Raw genomic sequence first — 24325 nt, 5'->3', positions numbered from 1 at the left:
CCAGACCTGCCAAGCACGCCGCATTCCCTCCTCACGACCCTCACGACGAAGCCCGCCAGAACCTTCTGGCGGGCTTCGTCGCGTTCAGGCTTCACGGCTTCAGTAGGCACCGGTTCATGGCCTCGCTCGCCGGCAAGACATCCAGATGGTCGCCCTCGTTTCAGGGTTCATCCCTCCTGTGACCCGGGCCGCCGATACTGCCCCCGCGAGCCTGTGGCTGCCCGCGGTGGAACGGCGACGGGCGGCCTCGCGTCCGGAAGCCCCGATTCTGGAGTAGAAAGAGCCTCCCACGGATATGTCGATCATCACCCCCTGCCCCATCCTCGATCGTCTTCTCGCCTTCGCGGAGGAGGCCGGCGCCCTTGCGCTCACCCATCAGGACCGGGGGGTTCAGGTCACCCATAAGGACGGAGACCTCGGCCAGGCTCTCACCGAGGCCGACCTCGCGATCAGCCGGCTGCTGCACGCGCATTTCGGCCCGCGCCTGATCGAGGAGGAGAGCGCGGACGATCTCGGCCATGACGCAGCGCGGGCGCTTCTGAGCGAGGAATCCTGGACGTTCATCGGCGACCCGGTCGATGGGACGAAGCCGTATGCCGGTGGCCTGGCGAGCTGGGGAACGATGGTGGCCGCTTGCCGCGCCGGCTGGCCGCGGGCCGGCGTCATCAGCCTGCCGGCCTGGTTCGACGACCGGACGGATCCCTTCGCGGTCCGGCGCTCGGCCGACCAGCGGGGCCTGATCCTGGCGGCAGCGGGGGGCGTGGCGTACTGGGCGCCGACGCGCGCAGGCAGGCGGGTCGGGGAGTTGCAACCCCTCCGGCGCCCGGACCGGCGGACCCATCATGTCGGCTGGCTGCCGATCCCGGCCCAGCTTTACACGCTCGATTACGAGCAGGGCTTCTTTCCCTGGAGCGAGAGCAGCGCGGCCGCCGATGCCGCGCTCCTCGCCCTCGGCCGGCTCGACGCCACCTGCGTGAACTACAAGATCTGGGACGCGGCGGCCGGCCTCGCCATCCTGGAAGCCCTCGGGTTCAGGCTCTACCGATGGCCGGACCTGGCCCAGCCGCCCGCCGCGTTGATCGACCTGTTCGACCGGCAGTTCTCGGCGCGCGAAGCTCTGTGGCTCCTCTGCCGCGACGAGACGATGGCGGAGCGACTCGCCCGGGCCATCCATCGCAGGGCGTAACCTGCCTCCGTCTTGCGCCCCGCCATCGATACGACGGCAACACGTCTCCTCCGGCCGAGGAAAGCCGGGGTGGGGCGCGACGGTTCAGCATGAAGCCCACAGCGCCGCGCTGCCAGCACGCCATCCGAGGCCCGACCCTGAAGCCTCCTCCCTTCGCGCGATCTTTCCGATGCGGGAGAGCAGGATCCTGCATCTCTGCTTTCCGATTCACACCAAAAGATGTCGATAGACAGTCCTTGAACGCCCAAGCGATCGATGGCGTTCAGAAGTCGAACGAAATGGCACGTATAAATTTTAATATCCAATAAACCATTTTTATTATCAATGATCCGTAAATGATTTGATGGTAAATACACAATACGCGCGTCACTTAAGATGTTATTTAAAGACCGGTCCTAGAGTTGACGGCACGAGCGGCACCACGACGAGCCCGATCGCGCGACGCGACGGTGGCAGCCCGTGCAGGAGCGACCATGTCGGTGACAAGCAGTGGCGGCAGCCGGGCGGACGGGCTGCCAGCGGGGGCCTCCGAGCTGGGAACGGCACTCGGCCGCTTCCGTGCGAGCTTCATCGGCGTGGGGTTGGTGAGCGGGCTGGTCAACGTGCTGTGCCTGACGGGCTCGTTGTTCATGCTCGAGGTCTATGACCGGGTCATCCCGAGCCGCAGCGTCCCCACCCTCGTCGGCCTCTCGGTCCTCGCGCTCGCCCTGTTCGTCTTCCAGGGCGCGCTCGAAACGCTGCGGTCGCGAATCCTCGCCCGCATCGGCGTCGCCCTCGATGCGGCCCTCTCCGGCCGGGTCTTCGACGTCCTCGTGCGGGCCCCCATCCGGTCGGAACAGCCCGAGGGGACGATGCCGGTGCGCGACCTCGACAGCGTACGGGCCTTCCTGGCGGGATCCGGGCCGTGTGCCCTCTTCGACCTGCCGTGGCTGCCGGTCTATGTCGCGATCTGCTTCCTGTTCCATCCGATGATCGGGGTCGCCGCGCTCGTCGGCGCCTGCGTGCTGGCGCTCCTGACCCTCTGCACCGAGGTCGCGACGCGTCGGCCCGCCCGCTCCGCGACCCGGCACGGCGCCCAGCGCCACATCCTGGCCGAAACCAGCCGGCGCAACGCGGAGGTGATCGCGGCGCTCGGCATGCAGGCCCGGTTCAACGCGCGCTGGGGCGCGGTCAACCGGGACTACATGGCGGCGCAGACCCGCGTCGCCGACGTATCGGCCGGCTTCGGCACGCTCTCCAAGCTCTTCCGGGTGGCGCTGCAATCGGGCGTGCTGGCGCTCGGGGCCTGGCTCGTGATCCACAACCAGGCGACGGGCGGGGTCATCATCGCCTCGTCGATCCTGGTCTCCCGCGCCCTCGCGCCGGCGGAGCTCGCCATCGCCAACTGGAAGAGCTTCGTGCAAGCGCGGCAATCCTGGGCGCGGCTGACCCAGGCGCTGGCGCGTCATCCGGCCGACCGGGTCGTCCACGCCCTGCCGGCGCCGGTCGCCTCCCTCGCCGTCGAGAACCTGTTCGTCGCCCCTCCCGGCGCGCCGCGCCTCGTGGTGCAGGACGTGTCCTTCGGACTCTCCGCCGGCCAGGGCCTCGGGATCATCGGTGCCTCGGCCTCCGGCAAGTCCTCGCTCGTGCGCGCCCTCGTGGGGGTCTGGCCGGCCTTCCGCGGCGCGGTGCGGCTCGACGGGGCCGCCCTCGACCAGTGGCAGGGCGACGCGCTCGGGAGGCATCTCGGCTTCCTGCCGCAGGAAGTCGAGCTGTTCGCCGGCACGGTCGCGGAGAACATCAGCCGCTTCGAGCCCGGGGCCGATCCCGCCCTGGCGATCGCCGCCGCCAAGGCCGCGGGGGTGCACGAGCTGATCCTGCGCCTGCCGGAGGGCTACGACACGCAGATCGGCGAGGGCGGCGCGATGCTGTCGGCCGGCCAGCGCCAGCGCCTCGGCCTCGCCCGCGCCCTCTACCGCGATCCGTTCCTGGTCGTGCTCGACGAGCCCAACTCGAACCTCGACGGCGAGGGCGAGGCCGCCCTGACCGAGGCGATCCAGTCGGTGCGCCGCCGCGGCGGGATCTGCGTCGTCGTCGCCCACCGCCCGAGCGCGCTCTCGGCCGTCGACACCGTGCTGGTGATGGCCGGCGGCCGCGTCCAGGCGATCGGTCCGAAGGATGAGATCTTCAAGCACGTCCTGCGCGCGCCCACCGCCCCCGTGCCCGCCGTCGCGCAGGACAACGCCGTGCGCCGGCTCCAAGCCAGCCTGCAGGAGATCGCCTGATGGCCGCGAGCCTCAATCCGACCGCCCCCCTCCTGCTGCCCGCCACCCCGGCGGATGGTCAGGCCCGGGCCTCGATCCGACGTCACCTCGCCCTCTCGCTCGGGCTCTCCGTCGCCCTCGTGGTGGGTGTCGGCGGCTGGGCCGCCACGACCCAGATTGCCGGCGCGGTCATCGCGCCCGGCCAGCTGGTGGTCGAATCGAACGTCAAGAAGGTGCAGCATCCCACCGGCGGCGTCGTCGGCGAGTTGCGGGTGCGCGAGGGCGACCGGGTGCGCCTCGGCGACGTGCTGATCCGCCTCGACGACACCCAGACCCGCGCCAATCTCGAGATCGTGCTGAAGGCCCTCGACGAGCTTTCGGCCCGGCGGGCCCGGGACGAAGCGGAGCGGGACGGCGCGGCGCGGGTGCGGTTTCCCGACGAGCTCGTGGCCCGGGCGGGCGATCCGGCGGTCGCCCGCCTCCTGAGCGGCGAGGAGACCCTGTTCGCCGCCCGCGTGGCGAGCCGCGAGGGGCAGAAGGCGCAGCTGCGCGAGCGCGTCGCCCAGCTGCGCCAGGAGATCGCCGGCCTCACCGAGCAGGCGGCCGCCAAGGAACGCGAGATCGCGCTCATCGGCACCGAGCTCGTCGGCGTGCGCGAGCTCTTCGCCAAGAACCTGGTGCCGTTCGGCCGCGTGACCGCGCTGGAGCGCGACGCCGCCCGGCTCCAGGGCGAGCGCGGGCAGCTCGTCGCCGCGATGGCCTCGGCGCGCGGCAAGATCACCGAGACCGAGCTGCAGATCCTCCAGGTCGACGGCGACATGCGCACCGAGGTGGGCAAGGAGCTGGCGGAGATCCGCGGGCGCTGGTCGGAGCTGATCGAGAAGCGCGTCGCGGCCGAGGACCAGCTCAAGCGCGTCGACTTGCGTGCGCCCCAGGACGGCGTGGTGCACCAGCTGGCGGTGCACACCGTCGGCGGCCTCGTCACGCCGGCCGAGCCCGCGATGCTGATCGTGCCGACGAGCGACCAGCTCGCCGTCGAGGTCCGGGTGCAGCCCCAGGACATCGACAGCGTGCGGCAGGGGCAGCACGCGCTCTTGCGGTTCCCGGCCTTCAACCAGCGCACCACCCCCGAGATCGACGGCGCCGTCGAGCGCGTCTCCGCCGACGTCACGACCGATCAGAAGACCGGCGCCAGCCACTACACCCTGCGAATCCTCGTGCCGCAGGCCGAGAAGGATCGCCTCGGCGGCGCCCGCCTCGTGCCGGGCATGCCGGTCGAGGCGTTCCTGCAGATCGGCGAGCGATCGGTGCTGAGCTACCTCGTCAAGCCCCTGAGCGACCAGATCGCCAAGGCGTGGCGCGAGAAGTAGGCGCTGGATGAGCGGGCCGGCGGTCGAGGCCGGCCCGTGGCATGGTAGGCGGGCCCCTCCGCCGGAGACGGGTCTCCCTTCCGCGAAGGGAGCCGGAATCAGGCGAGGCGCCAGCCGGTCTCGATGTCGGCGGCGTGATACAGGGTGGCCTCGAGGCTCTCGGTGATCGCGACGGTCACGCTCGCGCGGGACACCCCGCCGTCGAGATGGCCGGTCCAGGTGGCGAGGCCGCCGGCCTCGGCGTGCCGGCCGAGCGCATTGACGTAGATCGCATCGACGAACTGCGCGTTGCTCAATCCCCCGACCTTGGCCTGGACCTCCGAGGCCTGCAGGAAGGAGCCGGCGACGAGTTCGAGCGAGGTGCCGTGATCGACCGCCTTCGTCCAGTCCGCGAGGCCGCCCGAATCGGGCGCGCGGCCGAGGACGCCGTAATAGAGCCGCGCGACCTCCGCGGCTTCCGGGTTCGGCACGTAGACCCCGGCATCGAAGGTGCGCTTCAGGTTCGCCACGTGCTCGGGCGAGAGGGCGAAGCCCAAAGCCACCTCGGCCCGGCTCATGCCGGCGTCGAGGGCGGCCGTCCAGGCCGCGAGGCCGCCGGAATCGGACGGGCGATCGAGGGCGGTGCGGTAGAGCTGCTCGACGAAACCGGCATTGCCGAGCGCGCCGGTCCGGGCCTGTCCCTCCGGCGACGCGAGGAAGGCCTGGGCGATGTCGCGCAGGGAGGTGCCGTCCTGCACCGCGTCGATCCAGGACCCGAAGCCGAGCGGGTCGGGAGCGCGGCCGAGCAGCGCGTCGTAGAGCAGGTAGATCTGCCCGCCCACGCCCTGCGCGTCGTGCACGATCGTCCCGAACTGGAGCCTGTCGACGGTCGCGACGGTGAGGCCGAGATCCCGCAGGATCGCCAGGTCGAGGGGTGAGATCGACCGGGATTCACCCGCCATGAGGCCGGTGCCGCCCAGGAGATCCTTGCTCAGCGGATCGGAGGCGCTGTTGGCGAGGTGATAGTACTGCTCGCCGTTCTTGATCGTCGTCACCGGGACGGGGCCGCCATGGATGGCCGTCGCGTTCGCTCCGGTGAAATACGCGGTCCCGTCGGACTGCAGCGCGACCAGCCGGTCCCAGGTGGTCTCGGTATTGGCCGGCAGCGCCCCGGTGGACGGATCGCGGGCGCCGGAGACGCCGAAGGCGTGGGCGAGCTCGTGGGTCAGGATCGTGACCGCATCGTACTTGCCGCGCGGCACGACGGCGCCCGGGGACGGCGCAGGATTGAGGTAGAGGCTCGAGAGCAGGTCGGCATTGACGTTGATGGTCAGGTCGGCGGCGGCGCCGTTCGCGTCGAGGCCGGTGAGAAGCTCGGTGACGACGTTGCTCTGGGTCACGGTGCGCGCACCGTCCCTGTCGACCGCGATCTCGAGCGCCGGGCCGGCATCGGCCAGGTAGCCCCCGGCCAGCGACGTCACGTTGAGCTGGACGTCGACCGAGCCTTTGCCGGTGATGTAGCGGGACCAGGCGTCGAGCGCGGCCCGCATGTTGCTCAGGAGCGTCGCGTCCTCGGGACGCTTCTGCGAATCGTTGAGGGCGATGGTGTAGGAGAAAGGCATGCCGACCGAGGACCCGAAGCGCTCACTTGTCCCCAGGGGTCGCATTCCTCGACACGGCTGTCAAAGCACGTGTCGACTTGTCCTCGGCTGACCGGATCAAAAAGATTCATGTTGCCTTAACGACATAGGTGAGCCTCATCACGGTCGCACTGCGACAGGTTACATGGCGGCCGCCCTCAGCGCGCCAGGATGGTGCGGTAGAGGGCGGCGAACTCGTCGTTCATCGCCTCGATGCTGCGCGGCGTCTCGACCTGCGCCTGGAGGGTGCGCCACAATCCGGCCTCCTGCGTGCAGCGGGCGAAGGTCCGCGCCAGGTCCATCCAGTCGTTGGGCCGCACGTGCAGGCCGTCGCGTCCGTGGGTCACCGCCTCCCGCAGGCCGCCGATTCCCGAGACGATCACCGGCCGTCGGGCGAGGAAGGCTTCCTGGACGACGACCGGGGCGTTCTCCCACCAGATCGACGGCACCACGATGAAGCCCCAGGCGCGCATATGCGCGACGACGGCCTCCGGGTCGTAGACGCCGTGGAAGAGCAGGCTGCCGGTCCAGCGGTCGAGGCCGGGCAGCAGGTCCTGGCACTCGGGCATCGCGCGCACGCGCGCCGCGTCGCAGCCGAAGACGGCGAAGCGCGCCGCCGCGCCCTCCCGCTCGAGGAAGGCCAGCGCCGCCCTGAGGAAGACGTCGATGCCCTTGTAGGGCGTGGGCTGGCCGAAGAACGCGAAGCTGCGGGGGAGGTCCTGCGGCAGATCCCCCGCGGGATCGTGGTCGCCCGCTCCGAACGCCTCGGGCCCGGGATCCGAGGTCCCGTTGCGAATCACCCGGACCGCCTCGGACAGCCCGGCCGCGGAGACCCGCTCGGCCAGGAACGCGCTCGGGGCGGTCACGGCGTCGAAGGTCGCGAGCATCTGGCGCATCAGGGCGGCCCGCAGGGCGAATTCCTCCCGGGCGTGCTCGGGAAAGCAGACGTGGCAATCGACCGGCGCGGCGCGGGAGCAGAGCTGGCGGGAGTTCCGCTTCACCATCTGGCCGTGCTGGTGGCAGATCGCCAGGTACTCGTGCAGCGTGAGCACGAAGGCCGCGCGGGGGAAGCGCCGGCGCAGGGCGGCCGCCGCATTCGTGCCGAGCCCGAAGAAGTGGTGGAAGTGGAAGACGTTGACGTCGCGCTCGGCGCACAGGTCGGCGATGGCGTCGAACAAGGCCTCGTCGCTGCCCGTGCCCAGGAAGGGATCGTAGCCCTGCGCGTTGAGGAGGAACTCGTCGCGGTCGTAGGGAACGATCCTCTCGTCCCGGGAGAACAGCGAGACGGCGGCCGGCACGTGGCGAGGCAGGGCGGCGAGCAAGGTCGCCCGGCCGAAGCGCTCGCGCAGCTGCGCGAACGAGCGCTGCGCCAGGATCTCGCCGCCCCCCTTGCTGAAGGCCGGGTGGGCATGGGCCAGGATGGCGATGCGCAGATCGGTCATGCCGTCGCCTTCCGGCCGGCCGGGACGATCGCCTCGAGGCAGTCGCGCACCAGGGCGATCGCCTCGCGCGCATGGAGCGGGACGGGAGGCGGGGCGATCTGCACGATCCCGTCCGCGGCCTCGGCGGGGGTCTCCAGCACCTCGAAGCTCCGGAACAGGTCGAAGACGAGCCCGAGGGCGGAGGCGTAGCAGCGCCGGCCTGCCAGCACCGTGCGGATATCCGCGGCACGCGCGAGGACCGGGTAGAAGGCGGTGAGCGGGAAGTCGCGCGGGCGCATCGCGGGGCCGTCCATGAGGGCGAGGGCGTCGAGGCGGCGGGCCTCCCCGCCGGTACGGATCTGCACCACCGTGCCGGGCTCGAAATGCTCCAGGATCTCGCCGAGAAGCCCGTCGGCGGCCGGGGCGAGGAGCGCGCCGGCGGGCAACAGCAGCACGACGTCGTGCGCGGACAGGAACGTCCCCTCCAGCTCGTAGATCGAGGTGCAGGCGGCCTCGCCCCGCTCCGGCGGCCGGCCGTCTCCGACGTGAAGGTCGCCCAGGAGCGCGACATCGCCGCGGGCGAGCGCCGCCCCGGCGGCGATGCGCGAGGCCTCGCGGAACGGCGTGTCGCCGCCGCAGACGAGGGTGCCGACGGAGCCGGGCCGCGCCTTGCCGGACGGGTCCGGGGCGCCGGCGCCCCGGCGCCGGAGGCCGCCCGTCTTGTCGGCCCGCACCAGGCCGGCGGCGGCGTCGAGGCTGGTCTCGGTCGCCCGCCAGAACAGCTCGGCCAGCGCGGCGTCGAAGCGCGGCTTGGCGAGGAGCGTCGGCGCGACGAGGAAGCGCTCGCGGCGGCCGGACGCGTCCCCGAGGATCAACGGGACCGTGCCGCCGTCCGCTTTCGGCCCGCTGAGAAGGAAGCTCGCCTTGAGCGGACCGCCCGGCGCGCCGGCACCGGCATCGAGCCGGGAGCGCGCGGCCTCGGGCAGGTCGACCTCGACGCTCTCGCCCGCACCGTGGACGACCTCGATCAGGACCGAGCCGAAGCCGTCCGCGACGGCGACGTGCAGCACGCCCCCGGACGCGGTGCGAAAGCCGGGTCGAATCGTGAGCGGATCCCGGGACGGGTCTTGAGGCAGGTCTCGGTGCGGGTCGTGACGCGGATCATGGCGCGGATTTCGAAAATCAGTCATCTCTCGTGCCGGAAGGCCCCGCCCGACGGACCGCACGCGCGTCCATGGCTGCGACATTGCCATCCCGGGTGTTAACCGGCCTTGTGCGTCAAGGCGAGCCGGTACTGGCGCGGCATCGTTCCGGCCGGATCCTGCCCGGAAGGCGTCCCGGCGATCCCGGGCGAGGCTCGCGCGGGCCTCCAAGATCTGACAAACTGCCGAGATCGAACAGCCGCCCACGATCGGACGACCTCCATCGAACGATCACCGCGGGGGCCCCGAGCAGGCCAGGGATGCCGACGATCCACCCCCCTTCCCCCGAGACCCCTTTCGAATCCGGCTTCGCGGCCCATCTCGCCGTCGCGACGCGATCCGCGCAACTCCTCGGCTCCCCGATGGCGGCCGTCACCGCCGCCTGCCTGCGGGCCTTGCGCGGCGGCGGCAAGCTCCTGCTGTTCGGCAATGGCGGCAGCGCCGCGGATGCCCAGCACATCGCGAGCGAGCTCACGATCGGGTTCGGCCGGCGCCGGGGCGGGATCGCCGCCCTGGCGCTGACCACCGATGCCTCGGCGCTGACCGCGGCCGGCAACGACCTCGGCTTCGACGAGATCTTCGCCCGTCAGATCGAGGCGCTCGGGCGGCCGGGCGACGTCGCCGTCGGTCTCACCACCTCCGGCCGCAGCCCGAACGTGATCGCCGGCCTGCGCACGGCCCGGCGGGCCGGCCTCGCGACCATCGGCTTCACGGGCGAGGCCGGGACGGAGCTTCGCGCCCTGTGCGACGTCGTCGTGGCGGTTCCGAGCTGCGAGACGCCCCGCATCCAGGAGGTCCACCTGCTCCTCGGGCACATCCTCTGCGAGGTGATCGCGCAGGAGCTCGACGATGACCGCGCGCGCTGAGGCGGATCCGCCCGCGTCGGGCCCGCTCGTCTTCCTGGACCGGGACGGCACCCTGATCGTCGAGCGGCATTATCTCGGGGATCCGGCGGGGGTGAGGCTCGAGGACGGCGTGGTCGAGGGGCTGCGGCACCTGCGCGGGGCCTCCGCCCGCCTCGTCGTGGTCACGAACCAGTCCGGCATCGCGCGGGGCTACTTCACGCGGGATGCCGTCGCGGCGGTCCATGCCGCGATCGACCGGCAGCTCGCCCGCAAGGGGCTGCATCTCGACGGCTGGTACGTCTGCCCGCATGGGCCGCAGGAGGGCTGCCTCTGCCGCAAGCCGGCCCCCGGCCTGGTCGAGGCCGCCTGCCGCGACCAAGCCTGCGCGGCGGCGGGCTGCTTCGTCATCGGCGACAAGGCATCGGATGTCGACCTCGCGACCCGGGTCGGCGGCACCGGCATCCTCGTGTCCGGGACGGGCGAGGCCGCGCGCGCCGGCGACCTCGTCGTGCCGTCCTTCCTGGACGCCGCCAGGACGGTGACGCGGCTCTGGCGGGAGCGCCGGCACGCAGGCAGCGACGTGGGGAGATGCGCGTGACCGACCAATCCGGAGGCGGACTCGCCGGGCTGCTCGGTCGCCTGGCCGGCCGACGCGTCGTGGTGCTCGGCGACGCGATGCTCGATCACCTCGTCGGCGGCGAGGTCGCGCGGCTCTCGCCGGAAGCGCCGGTGCCGGTGCTCGCCCTGCGCCGGACCGTCTCGGCCCTGGGTGGCGCCGCCAACGTGGCGCGCAACGCCGCGAGCCTCGGCGGCCGGGCGGTGCTGGTGAGCGTCGTCGGCGACGACGCGGCCGGGCGCCTGCTCGCCGAGCGCGCGGCGCGCGAGATCGGGCCGGATTGCGCCCTGGTGGTCGATCGCGGGCGCCGCACCACCGAGAAGACCCGCTTCGTCGCCGGCGCCCAGCACCTCCTGCGCGTCGATGCCGAAGACGTGCATCCCATGCCGGAGACGGTCGCCGCCGCGCTCCTCGGGCGGCTCGGCACCGCCCTGGCGCGGGCCGACGCCCTGGTGCTCAGCGACTACGCCAAGGGCGTGCTGAGCCCCGCGGTGATCCGCGAGGCCTGTGCCCTCGCCCGCCGCCGCGGCGCCATGGTCGTCGCCGATCCCAAGCCCGCGACCCTGGCGCTCTATGCCGGCGTCGACCTGATCACCCCGAACGCCGCCGAGGCCGCCGCCGTCACGGGTCTTGCCGTCGGCAGCGACGCCGAGGTGGAGGCGGCGGCGCGGGCGCTCGGGCGGCTGACCGGCGGGGCGGCGGTCGTCCTGACCCGCGGCGCGGCGGGCATGACCGTGCTCGACCGATCCGGCCGCGCGACGCATCTGCCGACCGAGGCCCGGGAGGTCTACGACGTGTCGGGCGCCGGCGACACGGTGGTGGCCGTGCTGGCGCTCGCCGGAGGCGACGACCTCGTCGCGGCGGCGCGCCTCGCCAACCGGGCGGCGGGCCTCGCGGTCGCGCGGGTCGGGACGACGGCGGTGGGAGCGGACGCTCTCCGGCTGGCGCTCGCCCCGCCGCCTGCCGCGGGCGGGCAGGTGATGACCCTCACCGAGGCCGCCGCCGCGGCGGAGGATTGGCGCGGACAGGGCGCACGGGTCGTCCTCACCAATGGCTGCTTCGATCTCCTGCATCCCGGCCATCTGCACCTCGTCGCGCAGGCGCGGGCGCGGGGCGACCGGCTGATCGTGGCGGTGAACGACGACGCGTCGGTGCGCCGCCTCAAGGGCCCGTCGCGGCCGGTCCAGCCCATCGGCGACCGGGCGCGCCTCCTCGCCGGCCTCGCGGGGGTCGATGCCGTCGTGCCGTTCTCCGAGGACACGCCGCTCGCCGTGGTCGAGGCGATCCGCCCCGACATCCTGGTCAAGGGCGCCGATTACCGCCTGGAGGCCGTCGTCGGCGGCGACCTCGTGCGCGCCCGCGGCGGCGAGGTCGTGCTGGTGCCGCTCCTCGACGGGTTCTCCACGACGGCGACGCTCGGGCGGCTCGCCGGCCGGACGGGGCCGGCGTGACCGGGACGGAGGAGGCCGAGGCCTGGCTGCGGCGCGGCGCCGACCTCGTGCGGGCCGGTCGGCCGGGCGAGGCCGAAGGCTGCTTTCGCGCCGCCCTGGCCCTCGCGCCCGGCGATGGCCGGGCGAGCGCGGCCCTCGCCGGCACCCTGGTGGCCACTGGCCGCCTCGGCGAGGCCGAGCCCCTGCTGCGCGCGGCCATCGCCCAGAAACCCCTCGCCGCGCCGCTTCATGCCGAGCTCGGTGGGCTGCTGCTCCGGCTCGCCCGCCCGGACGAGGCGGCGCGCGCGCTGCGCGAGGCCGTCCGGCTGCAGCCTGGGGATGCCCGGACTGGGGATGCCCGGACTCATGCGCGGCTCGCCGCCGCCCTGCAGGCCTGCGGGCGCGAGCGGGCCGCCGAGCGCAGCTACCGCGACGCCCTCGCCCTCGCACCGGGCGAGATCTCGGCCCTCCTCGGCCTCGGCGGACTCCTCACCGGCACGGGCCGGTTCGCGCCGGCCGTCGCGTGCTTTCGCGCGGCGATCGCGGCAGCCCCCGCCGCGCCGGCAGCCCATCGCGGGCTCGGCCTCGCACTCTCCGGCCTCGGCGCGCGCGAGGAGGCGGCGAGGAGCCTCGAAGAGGCGCTGCGGCTCGATCCGGCCGACGCGGCCGCCGCCCTCGAACTCGGGAGCCTACGCGTCGCCGGCGGCTCCCACGAGGCGGCCCTCGCGGCCTACGCGCTCGCACGGGATGCCGCACCCCGCGCGCCGGAGGCCCATCTCGGCATCGGCATCGCCTGCGCGCTCCTCGGCCGGTTCGCGGCGGCAGAGACGGCCCTGCGCGAGGCCCTGCTCCTGCGCCCGGATTACGTCGAGGCGCTCTCCTCCCTCGGCGACGTGCTGCGCAACCGCGGCCGGCTCGACGAGGCGGAGGCGATTCTGCGGGCGGCGCTGGCGCTGAGGCCGCACGATGCGGATGCGGCGGTCCATCTCGGCTTCGTGCTGCTCCAGGCCGGCCGCCACGCCGAGGGCTGGCGGCGGCACGAGGCGCGCTGGGCGGCGAGCGCCTGGCGCGGCCGCCGGCGGCGCCTCGCCTGCCCGCCCTGGCGCGGCGAGCCCCTGTCCGGGCGCCGGATCCTGCTCTACGCCGAGCAGGGCCTGGGCGACACGATCCAGTTCTGCCGCTTCGTCCCCCTGGTCTCGGGCGCGGCCCGGATCCGGCTCGCGGCGCCGGCGCCCCTGGCCGGGCTCCTGCGCGGCTCGGACCTCGCCCGGGACGTCGAGGTGGTCGCTCCCGATGCGGATGGGACGGGCGACGACGTCGCCCTGCCGCTGATGAGCCTGCCCGCGCATCTCGGCATCACCGAGACGACGATCCCGTCCACTCCCTACCTCCAGGCCGATCCGGCGAAGGCCGAGGCCTGGCGCCGGCGCCTCGACGGAGCCGGGGGCTTGCGGGTCGGTCTCGTCTGGGCGGGCGATCCGGCGATGGCGGCGGATGCCCGCCGCTCGCTCTCCCTGGCGCGTCTCGCGCCCCTCGCCACGGTGCCGGGCCTGCGCCTCGTGTCGCTGCAGCTCGGTCCGTCGGCCGGGCAGATCCGGGAAGCGGGCTTCGCGATGCTCGACGCGGCGCCCGACCTGGCCGACCTCGCCGACACCGCCGCCCTCGTCGCCGGCCTCGACCTCGTCGTCGGCGTCGACACCGCCGTGCTCCATCTCGCCGGGGCCCTCGGCCGCCCGGCCTGGCTGCTCAACCGGTTCGACACCTGCTGGCGCTGGGGCGGCACCGGGACGACGACGCCCTGGTACCCGTCGATGCGCATCTTCCGGCAGCCGGAGCCGGGCGCCTGGGACGCGGTGATCGCGGAGGTCCGCGCGGCTCTGAGCCGGCTTGCCGCGGACCAGTGACGGCCGGGCGGTCTCCCGCCCGGCCGTCGGCCTTCAGGTCAGCTCGCCAGGGTGTAGGACTGTTCGATCGCACCGGCGAGGTGCAGGGCTGCCTCCGGGCTCTCGGCGATGCCGATCGCCACGTCGGCGCGTGAGGCCCCGCCGGCAAGGGCGAGGTTCCAGCCCACCGCGCCCGCGGTGTCGGGGGCGCGGCCGAGGGCGTCGGTGTAGAGCGCGTCGACGAAGGCGGAGTCGTTCAGGCCCGGCGACCGCGCCTGGTACTCGCCCGAGATCAGGAACGCATCGGCGACGCTGGTGAGCGACCCGCCGCCCTCGACGTAGTCGGTCCAGCTCGCCAGGCCCACCGCGTCCGGCGCCCGGCCGAGCAGCCCGTGATAGAGCCGCGCCACCGCGGCGGCGTCCGCATCCGGCACGAACACCCCGACGGCGAGTTCCGGCGCCAGCTGCGCGGCATTCTCGGCCGAGACCGCGAAGCCCGCGACCACGTCGCCGCGCGAGCCGCCGCCATTCAGGAACGCGACCCAGCCCGCGGCCCCCTCCGGATCGGCCGTCCGGCCGAGCCCGGTCTGGTAGAGCTGGTTTACGAAGGCGGCGTTGTCGAGCGATCCGTAGAGCGCCTGGCCCTCCGGCGAGGCGAGGAGCGTGGTCGCCAGCGCCGCGAGCGAGGTCCCGCCGCCGATGGCGGCGGCGCCGCGCTCGAGTTCGAGGCCCGTCGCGTCACGGCCGAACAGCGCGTCGTAGGCGGCATAGGTCTGCCCGCCGGCTCCCGAGAGGTCGCGCTCGACGTCGCCGAAGGACGCGGCGTCCGACGAGAAGCGGATCGTCGAGACGCCGTCCGCCTTGGCGGTGACCGAGACCGGCACCGCATTCGCCCCGTTGATCGTCATCCGGCGGGTCACGCCGTCGACGACGAAGCTCAGGCTCTCGCCCTCGAGGCTCGCCGCCGTCACCAGGCCCTGAACCTCGACCGTGTCGGCCTTGTCGAATTCCAGGATGGTGTCGCCGTCGAGATCGGCGGCCGTGCCCCGGTACACGTCGGCCCCGGCCCCGCCCGACAGCCTGTCGGCGCCCGCGCCGCCGACGAGCGTGTCGTTGCCGCCCCGGCCCACCAGCAGGTTGGCGACCGCGTTGCCGGTGATGAGGTCGTTGCCCTCGCCGCCGGTGGCGTTCTCGATCACCACGCCGTTGGCGATGGTGTAGCCGCCGCCGATGAAGGCCGCGTAGCTCAGGACGCCGTAGCCGGTCGCGCTCTGGTCGAGCGTCGCCGCGGTCAGGTCGAGGATCGCGTTGCGGTTGCCGTCATAGCGCATCTCGTCGGTGCCGCCGGTATCCCAGATGCAGGACCAGAACGCGGTGTCGGGCTGGTAGACGATCGACTCGGGAACCCCGGCCTCGTTGGGCTCGCCGCGTACGAACGGCGCCGGGTCGTTGCTGTCGGGAAGGACGTAGACGTTGTCGCCGTTGGCGTAGGTGGTGTTGGCGCCGTAGAGGTACTGGATCGCCGCGATGTCGTAGGCCATCGGCGTGGCGGCGAAGCCGTGCTCGAGGAAGTAGTCTTCGGCGACCGGGCGCTGACGGGTCGGCTGGAGGTCGATGCGGCCCTGGTCGTCGAACTCGTAGCCGTGCAGGTACGACATGACCGAGCCGAACATGTGGTTGAGCTCGAGCACGCCGAGGCTGCGCTGGCGCTCCGCCGAGGTGTCGGTCGGGTCGATGCCCGGGAAGTAGTTCGGCGAGAATGCGCCCGAGCCGGAATCGTGCGGATGCTTCAGGCCGAGGCCGTGCCCGGTCTCGTGGATGAAGGTGCGATAGAAGTTGCCGCCGGGCTCCAGCGTGTCCGGCGTCCACTGACGGATGTTGACCGCCTCGAAATTGTAGGTGCCGAGGCTCTGCGCGCTCGCGTTGGCGCTCGGCAGGCTGTGCGAGGCCGAGACCGTGCCGCCGGCGGTCGCCTGGTTCTCCAGGCGCTCGACGAACAGGGCATCGGTCTGGGCCGAGACCTCGTTGAACGTGACGTTGGCGACGTGCTCCCAGCCTTGCACCGCCGAGCGGTAAGCCGCCTTCTCAATCGGCCGCCACGTATATCCGTAGTTACGACCATCGATTTCGGTGCCAGCCAGCTCACCGAAATAGTAGTTTATGACGAACGGGCCCGTCACGCCCTCGCCATTGACGTAGTGCCGACCGTTATTGATGAACGAATCAACGAATTCGTTGCCGCTCTCCGGCGAAACAGCCGTCAGTGCCATCCGCGTCCTCCCGATGTGCCAGAACGTGGCGCCGACGATGGCCGGCAACCCGCTGACAAGCTTGCAGATTACGTTTCAGATCAAAGACATGTCCAGGTCTTTGTTGATTTTCACAAAGTTTTTCATGTTATTTATTTCATAGATATACCTAAATACTGAGATAGATATGGATGCGGCACCGAAAGCACAGCAGAATGCGAGAGCCGAGGCCGCCGGCGCATGCCTGAGCGACAGGGCAGATATGCCGCTGGCACGCCGCATCCCGGCACGCGATTTCCCTACGGCCGGCCCGAACGGCCTAGTCCATTTGGCTGTGGGATTATATCGATCGGGCGATCAATGCTCGCGGGATGCGGGATTGGCCGTGAGCGTCCACACCTTGTCCGGACCTGTCCTCCGTCACGCGACAGACATGTGCGCAGCCATCGTGGATGACGGCGCGCCGGGCGCGTCGCCGCTGCGGCCGCCTCCGATGATCGATCGATCATGACGGATCGTGTCTGCGCCTTGTCTGGACGGCATCGGATCGGACGATCCGTCCGGCGGGGATTCAGCGCGAGCGCAGGACGACCTCGACCGGCCGGTGGGCGAGCCGGGCCGCCGGGCCCGTCACGGTGACGGCCCTGTCGTCCCAGCTGGGCGGATCGGTCTCGAGGCTGCGCGCGCCGTCGCGACCGGTCACGATCGCCGTCACCCCGACGATGCGGTCGGCGTCGCCGAGCCCGTGCGGCAGGGTCGCCCGGCCGGAGCCGTCGAACCGGCCCGCGATGCGCCTCACGGTTTCGCGCCCGACCACGACGCCGGACACGGTGGCCTGCGCCGGCGCGGCGTTGTCGCCGTAGGATCCGAGCCCGGCGCCCGGCGGCAGCGCGAGGCCCCAGCCGGCCATGACGTTGCCGGTGACGACGTTGCGGGCGTGATCGGTCCCGATCCCGACGAGCGGGCCGCCGCCGCCGGAGGCCGGGAGCAGGGCGGCGTTGTTGGTCGCGATCAGGGTGCCCTGGCCGCCTTGAGCGAGGAACGGCCGGCTGCGCGCCGGGCCGGCGGAGCCGACATGCGGCCGGAGCGAGGTGGCGGTCACGACGAGCGTGCCGCCGGCGACCTCGGCGGCCGGCTGGTCGGCGAGCTGCTCGAACGAGCCGCCGGACACGATCACGCTGCCGCCCGTCACCTTCAGGTACGGCGCGCGGGTGGCGCCCCACAAGCGCGCCGAGCCGACCAGCACCGTCCCGCCCGCCGAGGAGACGGCGGGAGCGGTCGGGCGTCCGGACTTGGTGCTCGACAGGAGGCCGATCTGCCAGTCGCCGGCGGCGTTCGCGAAGGTCGCCCCGTCGCCGTCGAGCTGCATCATCGCGACCTGGCGCGCCGCGCCGGCATTGCCGTTCGGGTTGCCGACGACCGCGGCGCCGAAGGTGTCGAGGCTGCGGATGTCGAGACCGTCGACGCGGCCGAACTCGGCCGCCACCGTCGCCCCGTCGAGGTAGATCGCCATCAGGGCCGGCGAGGCGGCGACATCGAACGGCCAGGCGTGCAGCACGCCGATATGGGTGAAGTCCTGCGGCCCGTCGAGGAGGAGCCCCCGGTTGAACGCGCCGATCTCGAGGAGCCCCGCATCGAGGCCGCCGCAATTGCCGTCGCCGCGGATGCCGTCATAGGCGGCCGAGACGCGGATGCGGCCGATCTTGAAGCGGGTGGCCGCACGGATGTCGAGGGCCCAAGGGTAGCGCCGGAGCGTGGCCCGGCTCGTCGCCGCCGCCTGGTCGAAGCCGATCCCGATCCCGTCCCAGCCCGACGAATCGCCGGGCGCGACCGTCACGACGGCGGGTGCGGCAAGGTTGAAGCACGGCCCGGCCCACAGCACCGAGGAAGTCACCCCCTCCCCCACCGCCCTCTGGCCCGATGCGAGCGTGAGGCCGTCGCAGACCGGATAGCGGCCGGCGGGAAAATGCACGTTCCTGCCGCTCGCGAAGGCGGCCCGCAGATAGGGCGTCAGGTCGCCGGTCCCGGTCCGGTCGCGCACGCCCGCGCGCAGGCCCTGCGGGATGAACGCCATCGCGTCCACCGCATCGTCCGGCCGCTCGACGGCTGCGTCGGGCCGGGAGCCCGCAGGGGCCGGCGCGAGGCCTCGCCCCGAGGCGTCGCCCGGTGGGCCCGGGTCGCGGCTGGGTGCCTCGAGGGCGAGGGCATGATCCGACGCAAGGAAAATCGCGAGCAGGACGCAGATGGGGAGATGATGAGGCCAGCGGGGCATCGTGGGGGAGCCTGATTGGTCGATGACGGAGGAGGACCCCCACCGCCGGATCGTCCGGAAAGGTGGCATCCGCGAGGCCGTGCCGATCCTGGCATGTGGCCGGCCCGCTTCTCGGACGGCTGCCGCTTCAGCCCCGGCGCGGACCGGCCAGGGGCCGCGGCGCATGACGTGTTCGGCCGGCGTGACCATCGCCTGCAGCCAGAGCTGCAGGCGATGGAGCGTCGAGTCGGTGCTCGCCGTGATCGCATGGGCGATGTCGCCCGCCACCGTAGAGGCTTGGCCCCAGGTACCATCGTCACGGTCAAGATGGTATCGCGGCCTCTACCCCTTAGCGATCACCTGAAAATCAACAGCTAAAGCCAGAAATATTCATATATATCTTCCATGCTGACCAGCTTGTTGGCACTAACAACAGAGATACTTCGCCAAAATTCGATGAATTCTTCTTCTTTATATTTTGAAACAATATTTCGCGTAATTTCGCTGTAATGAGTCTTAAGGGTCGTATTTTCCGGGTTGAGATTTGTAATCAAAATCAGGCCGGTCGGTGCAGCGTCGACAGGAATGATGTGAAGATCTGGACGATATTTCTGAAGTATGGGGATTATTTTCCAAACATCGCCTGTCCACCACTCTGGATGAGTTGCCGATCTCTGACTCTCGCTCCCCTCTTGCCTCGCTGAGATATTGTACTCCCCCGGCAAGCAATCGTGAATTGCAATGATGGAATTTGCTTTAGCCTGCCGCTCAATATTCATGAAATCGCGCAGCAGGAACTCCGCAAGATGCATCCCGTCGAGGAATGCGAAATCCACCGGTCCCCCGAGTAAGGCGTTCAAGCTATATTTTTCGAAAAATTTGTCGCTCGTCATCTGAAAAAAATGGCAAGTCGGCTTTTTTCCGATAACATTGGTTGAAATCGAAAATGTCGGGTCAATCGCTACCGAATTGCACCCAAATATCTCCAAAGATCCCCCTGTTCGCGAACCAATCTCAACGTAATTCGTTGGAGAAAGAACATCGTTCAGCCGCCGAAGCACTTCAGTATAGTATATTCCCTGAACTCGATCATAGAAATTCATGAGAAATCTCCTCGCCTGAGAGCCATCCGAACGGACGGCGTTATGTTTGCGGACGCAAGATACGCTCATTCCGCATCCACCGTCACCGATGCGGCCACTTTCGGCCGCCGCCGGCAACGAGGTGCAGCGGCGTTGTCCGCCTCCGCAGGGCAGCCCGACGATCGTCTACGAAAGTGCCGGATTTGCGCCAAGCCGAGGTCGTGATGAGGGAGCGTGATGGGCGCGGCTCATTGGCAGGGGCGGAGGAACGATGGACGTGAACGGGGGGTCACACACAGGGGATCGAACTAGCACGGATGGTCGCGACGGCAACGGACGATCGGCATGACCACCTGTCCTGCGCGTCCGTCGCGGCCAACCGGTCGCCGGTGGTCCGGACGCGATCCGACACCGTCCGGATCGTCATGCCGCGCCCAGCCGGCCACACTGACGACTATTGACCACAGCCGTGCCACCGGCGCGGTCGAGAGCGTCACGTACCGGTCGGACCGCATAGACGCTCCAGAGGCAGCCTCAGCCCGCGACAAGCCGGCGGAACCCTCGCAGCAGCTCGCTGGCGTATTGCAGGATGGCATCCTTTCCAAGCAGCTCCTCGGCGAACGTGGTGCTCGCTGCGGCGACGTAGCGAAAGCGGTTTTTTTCTCTCTTCTCCAATTCGATAGCCTGAATCACATCATCATCGTTTTGTATCGGGATGTAGTGAGTCCATGGTTTTGCCTGGTTAGACCAAAATAGAATATTATTGGAATTATATTTAAACAAAACCGATTTGCTGCGCATGACAATCGCTGGACGGGAGCAGGTGGCGCCATTCCCGTCCATGGAGATGATGAATTTTGATGTATACGCTTCCTCCCACCCCATGAGGCCGTGACCGAACCCGTCCTCCCTCAAGGCTTGTTCCGCCTCCGGTGTGCATTGCACGAGCGAAGGCAATCTGAAATCGACGTCGCCGCGGCCACGGAAGTATTTCGCCGCCCGGATCCGCGGGATTGTTTCGCCATGAACATCAGATAGCGTGATCAGGTTTTTTCCTGTCGTCGATCCGGCAAAAGAGGCCCTGTCGACTTTGTCTTCGTAGGGCGCGCCGTCACGAACGATATCATCAAGATAATTGGTCGTCACGAACTCGAAGTCCGGCAGCAGGATGTTTTTGTTCCCAAATTGCTTTTGAAAACTGAAAATGGGATACGGCGCCCGCTCATGGGCCTCATCATTGACATCGATCGCGAACAATATGTCGCCGGGATAGGGGCGAGCTAGCAGCATGTCGCGAAAGAGGCTTTCGAACTGCCCGGCCCTGAGCGTAAACACAGCAGGAACCTGTCCCGACTTCGGCACTATCCGGACGTTACTACCAGCAATTTCATAGACAAATGTCGATGGCGAATTGATATTCTCAAAATCCAATGCTTGCCGATAATTATCTGACGCGATTTGATAGCCGCTCCAGGGCATTAACTGTTCATCGACAGCATTTCGGACGAAATCGTCGATGCGGGTTTTGCGCCGAAACTCGCCAGAATTCATGACGGTGCCGATCAGCGATTCGAAATCTCTCAAACCGGAGAACGATCTTACAGTTTCTTCGTTCTCCGGCTCACGATTGAGCAAGGAACGAAATACAGCAAAAACTTCTTCTCTGCCCATACTCTCTACTCCGCGGCCGGGATAATATATAATAAATTGCTGCCGGAATTACTAATTATTTTCAGTCCGCGGCCATGCCACGACCGGGAAGGGATCGCGTCGTCAGGTCGAGAGGCTCTGGGCACCTCCACCATGCGGGACTCCCGCAAGCCCTGCCGCAGGCAGCCGCCACCATGGTGGCGAGCGTCCGCCGTCGTCGACACCGCCAAGCCATCTCTCTCGGAAATATCGCCACAGGAGCTCGCTGATTGTCTCGGTCGTGTTCTTCTGCCAGGAAGAGTACAGATTGTAAAAGAAAACCTTCAGAGTCACGTCAATCCACAGTTGCACATACTGCGCCATTTCAGTCCGTCGTCCCAGGCCGGCGATTCCGTACCTGTTCTAGCCAGGCAGTGGTAGTCCACGGGCGGCAGGCCCGTCGCGCTTTCGGGAAGGGGCAGCTGGTGCGCGTTGAGAATCATCGAGACGATCGTGTAGTAGCCGATGACGGCGCTCAGCTGACGACGCCCCTCACGCCCCATCGCGCCTCCACGGCCCGGTAGACGCCCGTCGCGCCGAGGAACCCGGCCATCATCGACAGGATGGCGAGCGACAGCCAGGCATCGTCCATGGTGAAGGGGAGCAGCAGCCAGTCGAGGGCGCAGAACAGGGCCGGGATGGCGGCGTGCCAGCGCCGTTCCTGGGTGCGGTCCGAGTGGCGCGCCTTGAGCTACTGGGCGATCACGCCGACGATCGACGGGATGGCCTTCATCAGGCCGAGCTCGAACACGTCCGTCACTTCGCCTTCCGCTCACCCCCGATTTCGGCCGTGATGATCGTCATCTCCCGCGGCGTGAGCCACCGGGCCGTTCTCGGGCTGTCCGGAAGGGCATAGTAGGCGACCACTCCCATGGCGGCCGACGGCAGCCCTCCGACGAGGAACAGCCATTGCCAGCCTTTCAGGCCGAGGAGGCCTTCCATCGCGTGCATGGTGAGGCCGGCCAGAGGCCCGCTCAGGATGCCCGAAATGGCGATCGCCGACATGAAATAGGCCGTGAACCGGCCGCGCCGGCTCGCCGGGATCCAGGTCGTGATGTAGGAGAGCATGCCGGGGAAGAAGCCGGCCTCGGCCGCACCCAGCAGCGTTCTCAGGAAGTCATAGTGCGAGGGCGCCGTCATGGATGCGAGGGCGACCGAGCACAGCCCTCAGATCACCATGATCCGGAGCAGCGTCAGCCGGACGCCAACGCGGGTTGCCTGCAAGATTAAAGATTTCACGGCAATCGATATTTGTTAATCTTTATTTGATCAGTTTTATATATTCTTCAGCCATGTCCGCAAAAGAAACATCCTGAGATAATTTGAGCGCTCGCCTACTCCAATGATTGTATTCATCATCACAATCGACCAACCGTGAGAAGGCCTCTGCCCATGATTTTGCGCTGCGCGGATCTATAATTATGCCACAGACGCACCCATGCCGATCGGTCACACCTTCGATTTGCGCAGGAACATTTGAAACAAGCAGTGGCAACCCAGCCAGCGCAGCCTCAATGAGTGCCAAGCTATGACCTTCAAATAAACTAGGTTGAGCGAAAATTCCTCCGCCCGCAAGGACGTCGATCACTGAAACCCGGTCGAGATGCCCCAGGAAATGAACTCTATGTTCGACACCCAATTTCTTAGCTTGAGCGATCAAATTATCACGCTCCGGCCCATCGCCACCGATATGAAGGTCTATATTTTCTGCTATTGACACCGCATCGATAAGTATGGAATGATTTTTTTCTGGTGACAATCGGCCGATCGCGACGATCTTTCTCAATTTTAGGTTTATACTTGCGTGTCCAGCACGCGCTTTAATCATGCGCTCCACGCTGGGCGCGACTGAATTTTTAATGATACGCAGCTTTGCATTATAAAAGTCTGATTTTTGTCGTGCAGACGATGCAACCGCGCTTGAAACACATACGATAGATTTTACGTTCGGCAGAAATCCCGCGACAATATTAAATATTTTAGAAAGTTTGCCGTACGTATTGATGGGCGTATGATGGGACAAGGCAATTCGCACGCGCCGAGACGAAAATAGACTAATACATGCTACAAAGCAATTGGCAAAAGGCATGGCCGTCAGAACGCATTTGGGTTTGTGAACTCTGATGTAACGGCTCAGTCTGAGTGCGCAAACCGCCATCCGAAGAGGTGTCAGAGAGCGACATTCTACGAAATATTGCCACTTCAAATTTCCGTCAGCTTGCAGAATCGCGCCGGCAGGACGATAAAGAGCGATGAGACGAACGTCGAAGCCACTTTCATGCATATTTTCAGCTAGAGAAGCCCAAACCTCTTGCACTCCACCGGCACGGGAATGGGACACGATCAAAAATACGGTTTTTTTCTGGTCAATGTCTGGAGGATTTTTTGTGACAGGGGACATCGTCAACTGAAACTCCGAAAATTACTGTCTTGTGACATCCTTATCTGCTGGTTCAATAAATTACTATAAGAGAATTAATCGTCAATCACTCAACATTCGCCGCTATGTCCATATTTCGGAGTAAGGGCGCCTTTCCGTCCAACTCTATCAGCCTCATGATTGATCGTGCCCGCCATGAGGACGGCATCGCGCGTCGCCTACCGGGCCCAACGAAGAGGACCAGCGGTCAAGTCGGGCGGATGAACTGCGCCCTTGAGGAGGTCATAGGCCCACCGGCTGTCGATCCTGCCCGGTCTCACACCCTGTGAGCACCTCCTTCGAGCCTGGACGGAAGAGCCTGAACGCTTCGGCTCGGCCTGTTGCACGTCCCCCTGCCCGCACCACATCGACCATGGATCACGCTGTCGTTTGGCTTGCTCACGGAACTGCCGATCCGGCGCGGTGCTGATGACTCGGGAGTGGAGCCTGGAGGCGACCTCCCCGCCTTCGTCGCGCTTGCAAGGCCCGAACCCTCGCCACACCCGTGAGCCACGTCGGTTGACGCCGTCTTGGCTCCCTACAAGGGCTTACGCCTGGATGCCCCCTACCGAAATAGGATAGACATCTTCGACACAAGTTTGAGCTATATTATACATAATTATCTAATAGTGCAATCATAATTATTTCTATTATGATCAGATGGAGTGGCGTCGAATCGAAAAATTACATTTTACCGTCTCACGGCATTTCCTTAGAATGTCCATCAGTGACAGACATACCCATACACCTTAATGTCAGGCCTGAATGATCCATCGTGTACTGTGATCTCCCTGGCATGATTGGGGTATTACCGAAACAC

General features: G+C 68.2%; 16 protein-coding genes. 7 read left to right on the top strand and 9 right to left on the bottom strand.

All coding sequences use genetic code 11. The features are described 5' to 3' along the window. The first annotated feature begins 295 nt into the window (after positions 1–295). The 3 genes from VQ03_RS09880 (at position 296) to VQ03_RS09870 (ending at position 4799) form a co-directional block, all read left to right on the top strand. On the top strand, positions 296–1186 hold the full coding sequence (locus tag VQ03_RS09880; RefSeq protein WP_048450703.1) for an inositol monophosphatase family protein: 891 nt from the start codon (positions 296–298) through the stop codon (positions 1184–1186). A gap of 473 nt (positions 1187–1659) precedes the next feature. Further along, positions 1660–3450, top strand: coding sequence for a type I secretion system permease/ATPase (locus VQ03_RS09875; protein ID WP_048450702.1), 1791 nt, complete (start codon positions 1660–1662; stop codon positions 3448–3450). Next, complete coding sequence (locus VQ03_RS09870) at positions 3450–4799, top strand: HlyD family type I secretion periplasmic adaptor subunit (RefSeq protein ID WP_048450701.1); 1350 nt, start codon at positions 3450–3452, stop codon at positions 4797–4799. The genes VQ03_RS09875 and VQ03_RS09870 overlap by 1 nt, the downstream gene beginning before the upstream one ends. Positions 4800–4897: 98 nt before the next feature. Here the strand turns inward: VQ03_RS09870 and VQ03_RS09865 are convergent, their stop codons facing one another. The 3 genes from VQ03_RS09865 to VQ03_RS09855 all read right to left on the bottom strand — a co-directional run bounded on the left by VQ03_RS09865 (position 4898) and on the right by VQ03_RS09855 (position 8909). Further along, positions 4898–6400 carry a DUF4214 domain-containing protein gene (locus tag VQ03_RS09865; RefSeq protein WP_048450700.1) on the bottom strand — a complete coding sequence of 501 codons (1503 nt, stop codon included), beginning with the start codon at positions 6398–6400 and terminating at the stop codon, positions 4898–4900. Positions 6401–6576: 176 nt separating this feature from the next. After that, positions 6577–7860, bottom strand: coding sequence for a glycosyltransferase (locus VQ03_RS09860; RefSeq protein ID WP_053078486.1), 1284 nt, complete (start codon positions 7858–7860; stop codon positions 6577–6579). After that, positions 7857–8909, bottom strand: coding sequence for a hypothetical protein (locus VQ03_RS09855; protein ID WP_048450699.1), 1053 nt, complete (start codon positions 8907–8909; stop codon positions 7857–7859). The genes VQ03_RS09860 and VQ03_RS09855 overlap by 4 nt, the downstream gene beginning before the upstream one ends. Before the next feature lie 392 nt (positions 8910–9301). Between VQ03_RS09855 and VQ03_RS09850 the strand changes: the two genes are divergently transcribed. The 4 genes from VQ03_RS09850 to VQ03_RS09835 are packed head-to-tail and all read left to right on the top strand — an operon-like array spanning position 9302 to position 13836. After that, positions 9302–9907, top strand: coding sequence for a D-sedoheptulose-7-phosphate isomerase (locus VQ03_RS09850; protein ID WP_048450698.1), 606 nt, complete (start codon positions 9302–9304; stop codon positions 9905–9907). Next, positions 9891–10484, top strand: coding sequence for a D-glycero-alpha-D-manno-heptose-1,7-bisphosphate 7-phosphatase (locus VQ03_RS09845; protein ID WP_048450697.1), 594 nt, complete (start codon positions 9891–9893; stop codon positions 10482–10484). The genes VQ03_RS09850 and VQ03_RS09845 overlap by 17 nt, the downstream gene beginning before the upstream one ends. After that, the gene (locus VQ03_RS09840) at positions 10481–11953 is read left to right on the top strand and encodes a PfkB family carbohydrate kinase (protein WP_048450710.1); all 1473 of its coding nucleotides are present in this window, start codon (positions 10481–10483) and stop codon (positions 11951–11953) included. Before VQ03_RS09845 ends, VQ03_RS09840 begins: the two co-directional genes overlap by 4 nt. Next, positions 11950–13836 carry a tetratricopeptide repeat protein gene (locus VQ03_RS09835; RefSeq protein ID WP_053078484.1) on the top strand — a complete coding sequence of 629 codons (1887 nt, stop codon included), beginning with the start codon at positions 11950–11952 and terminating at the stop codon, positions 13834–13836. The genes VQ03_RS09840 and VQ03_RS09835 overlap by 4 nt, the downstream gene beginning before the upstream one ends. 38 nt (positions 13837–13874) lie before the next feature. Here VQ03_RS09835 and VQ03_RS09830 read toward each other — a convergent pair whose 3' ends face one another. From VQ03_RS09830 to VQ03_RS32950, 6 genes are all read right to left on the bottom strand, one after another. Then, a complete protein-coding gene (locus VQ03_RS09830) occupies positions 13875–16085 on the bottom strand; it encodes a DUF4214 domain-containing protein (protein ID WP_048450696.1) in 2211 nt (736 codons plus the stop codon). Positions 16086–16635: 550 nt separating this feature from the next. After that, positions 16636–18138, bottom strand: coding sequence for a hypothetical protein (locus VQ03_RS09825; RefSeq protein ID WP_157064052.1), 1503 nt, complete (start codon positions 18136–18138; stop codon positions 16636–16638). Positions 18139–18689: 551 nt separating this feature from the next. Further along, positions 18690–19418, bottom strand: a complete 729-nt coding sequence (locus tag VQ03_RS32960; RefSeq protein ID WP_157064051.1) for a class I SAM-dependent methyltransferase — start codon at positions 19416–19418, stop codon at positions 18690–18692. 513 nt (positions 19419–19931) lie between these two features. Next, positions 19932–21068 (bottom strand): glycosyl transferase family 90, encoded by a 1137-nt coding sequence (locus VQ03_RS31760; protein WP_083467900.1) that lies wholly within the window; start codon positions 21066–21068, stop codon positions 19932–19934. Between the two features lie 774 nt (positions 21069–21842). Further along, a complete protein-coding gene (locus VQ03_RS30950) occupies positions 21843–22226 on the bottom strand; it encodes an MFS transporter (RefSeq protein WP_053078482.1) in 384 nt (127 codons plus the stop codon). Positions 22227–22347: 121 nt separating this feature from the next. Next, positions 22348–23487, bottom strand: coding sequence for a glycosyltransferase (locus VQ03_RS32950; protein WP_157064050.1), 1140 nt, complete (start codon positions 23485–23487; stop codon positions 22348–22350). Positions 23488–24325: the final 838 nt, after the last annotated feature.

The organism is Methylobacterium tarhaniae, from assembly GCF_001043955.1.
GTDB classification, from domain to species: Bacteria; Pseudomonadota; Alphaproteobacteria; order Rhizobiales; family Beijerinckiaceae; genus Methylobacterium; species Methylobacterium tarhaniae.
This window is presented reverse-complemented; position numbering and strand designations above follow the sequence as displayed.

What these genes read in the sequence shown, in the direction of transcription:
- VQ03_RS09880 (WP_048450703.1), top strand. Translation starts at nt 296, where the DNA reads ATGTCGATCATCACCCCCTGCCCCATCCTCGATCGTCTTCTCGCCTTC.
- VQ03_RS09875 (WP_048450702.1), top strand. Translation starts at nt 1,660, where the DNA reads ATGTCGGTGACAAGCAGTGGCGGCAGCCGGGCGGACGGGCTGCCAGCG.
- VQ03_RS09870 (WP_048450701.1), top strand. Translation starts at nt 3,450, where the DNA reads ATGGCCGCGAGCCTCAATCCGACCGCCCCCCTCCTGCTGCCCGCCACC.
- VQ03_RS09865 (WP_048450700.1), bottom strand. Translation starts at nt 6,400, where the DNA reads ATGCCTTTCTCCTACACCATCGCCCTCAACGATTCGCAGAAGCGTCCC.
- VQ03_RS09860 (WP_053078486.1), bottom strand. Translation starts at nt 7,860, where the DNA reads ATGACCGATCTGCGCATCGCCATCCTGGCCCATGCCCACCCGGCCTTC.
- VQ03_RS09850 (WP_048450698.1), top strand. Translation starts at nt 9,302, where the DNA reads ATGCCGACGATCCACCCCCCTTCCCCCGAGACCCCTTTCGAATCCGGC.
- VQ03_RS09845 (WP_048450697.1), top strand. Translation starts at nt 9,891, where the DNA reads ATGACCGCGCGCGCTGAGGCGGATCCGCCCGCGTCGGGCCCGCTCGTC.
- VQ03_RS09830 (WP_048450696.1), bottom strand. Translation starts at nt 16,085, where the DNA reads ATGGCACTGACGGCTGTTTCGCCGGAGAGCGGCAACGAATTCGTTGAT.
- VQ03_RS09825 (WP_157064052.1), bottom strand. Translation starts at nt 18,138, where the DNA reads ATGGCGTTCATCCCGCAGGGCCTGCGCGCGGGCGTGCGCGACCGGACC.
- VQ03_RS32960 (WP_157064051.1), bottom strand. Translation starts at nt 19,418, where the DNA reads ATGAATTTCTATGATCGAGTTCAGGGAATATACTATACTGAAGTGCTT.
- VQ03_RS31760 (WP_083467900.1), bottom strand. Translation starts at nt 21,068, where the DNA reads ATGGGCAGAGAAGAAGTTTTTGCTGTATTTCGTTCCTTGCTCAATCGT.
- VQ03_RS30950 (WP_053078482.1), bottom strand. Translation starts at nt 22,226, where the DNA reads ATGACGGCGCCCTCGCACTATGACTTCCTGAGAACGCTGCTGGGTGCG.
- VQ03_RS32950 (WP_157064050.1), bottom strand. Translation starts at nt 23,487, where the DNA reads ATGTCCCCTGTCACAAAAAATCCTCCAGACATTGACCAGAAAAAAACC.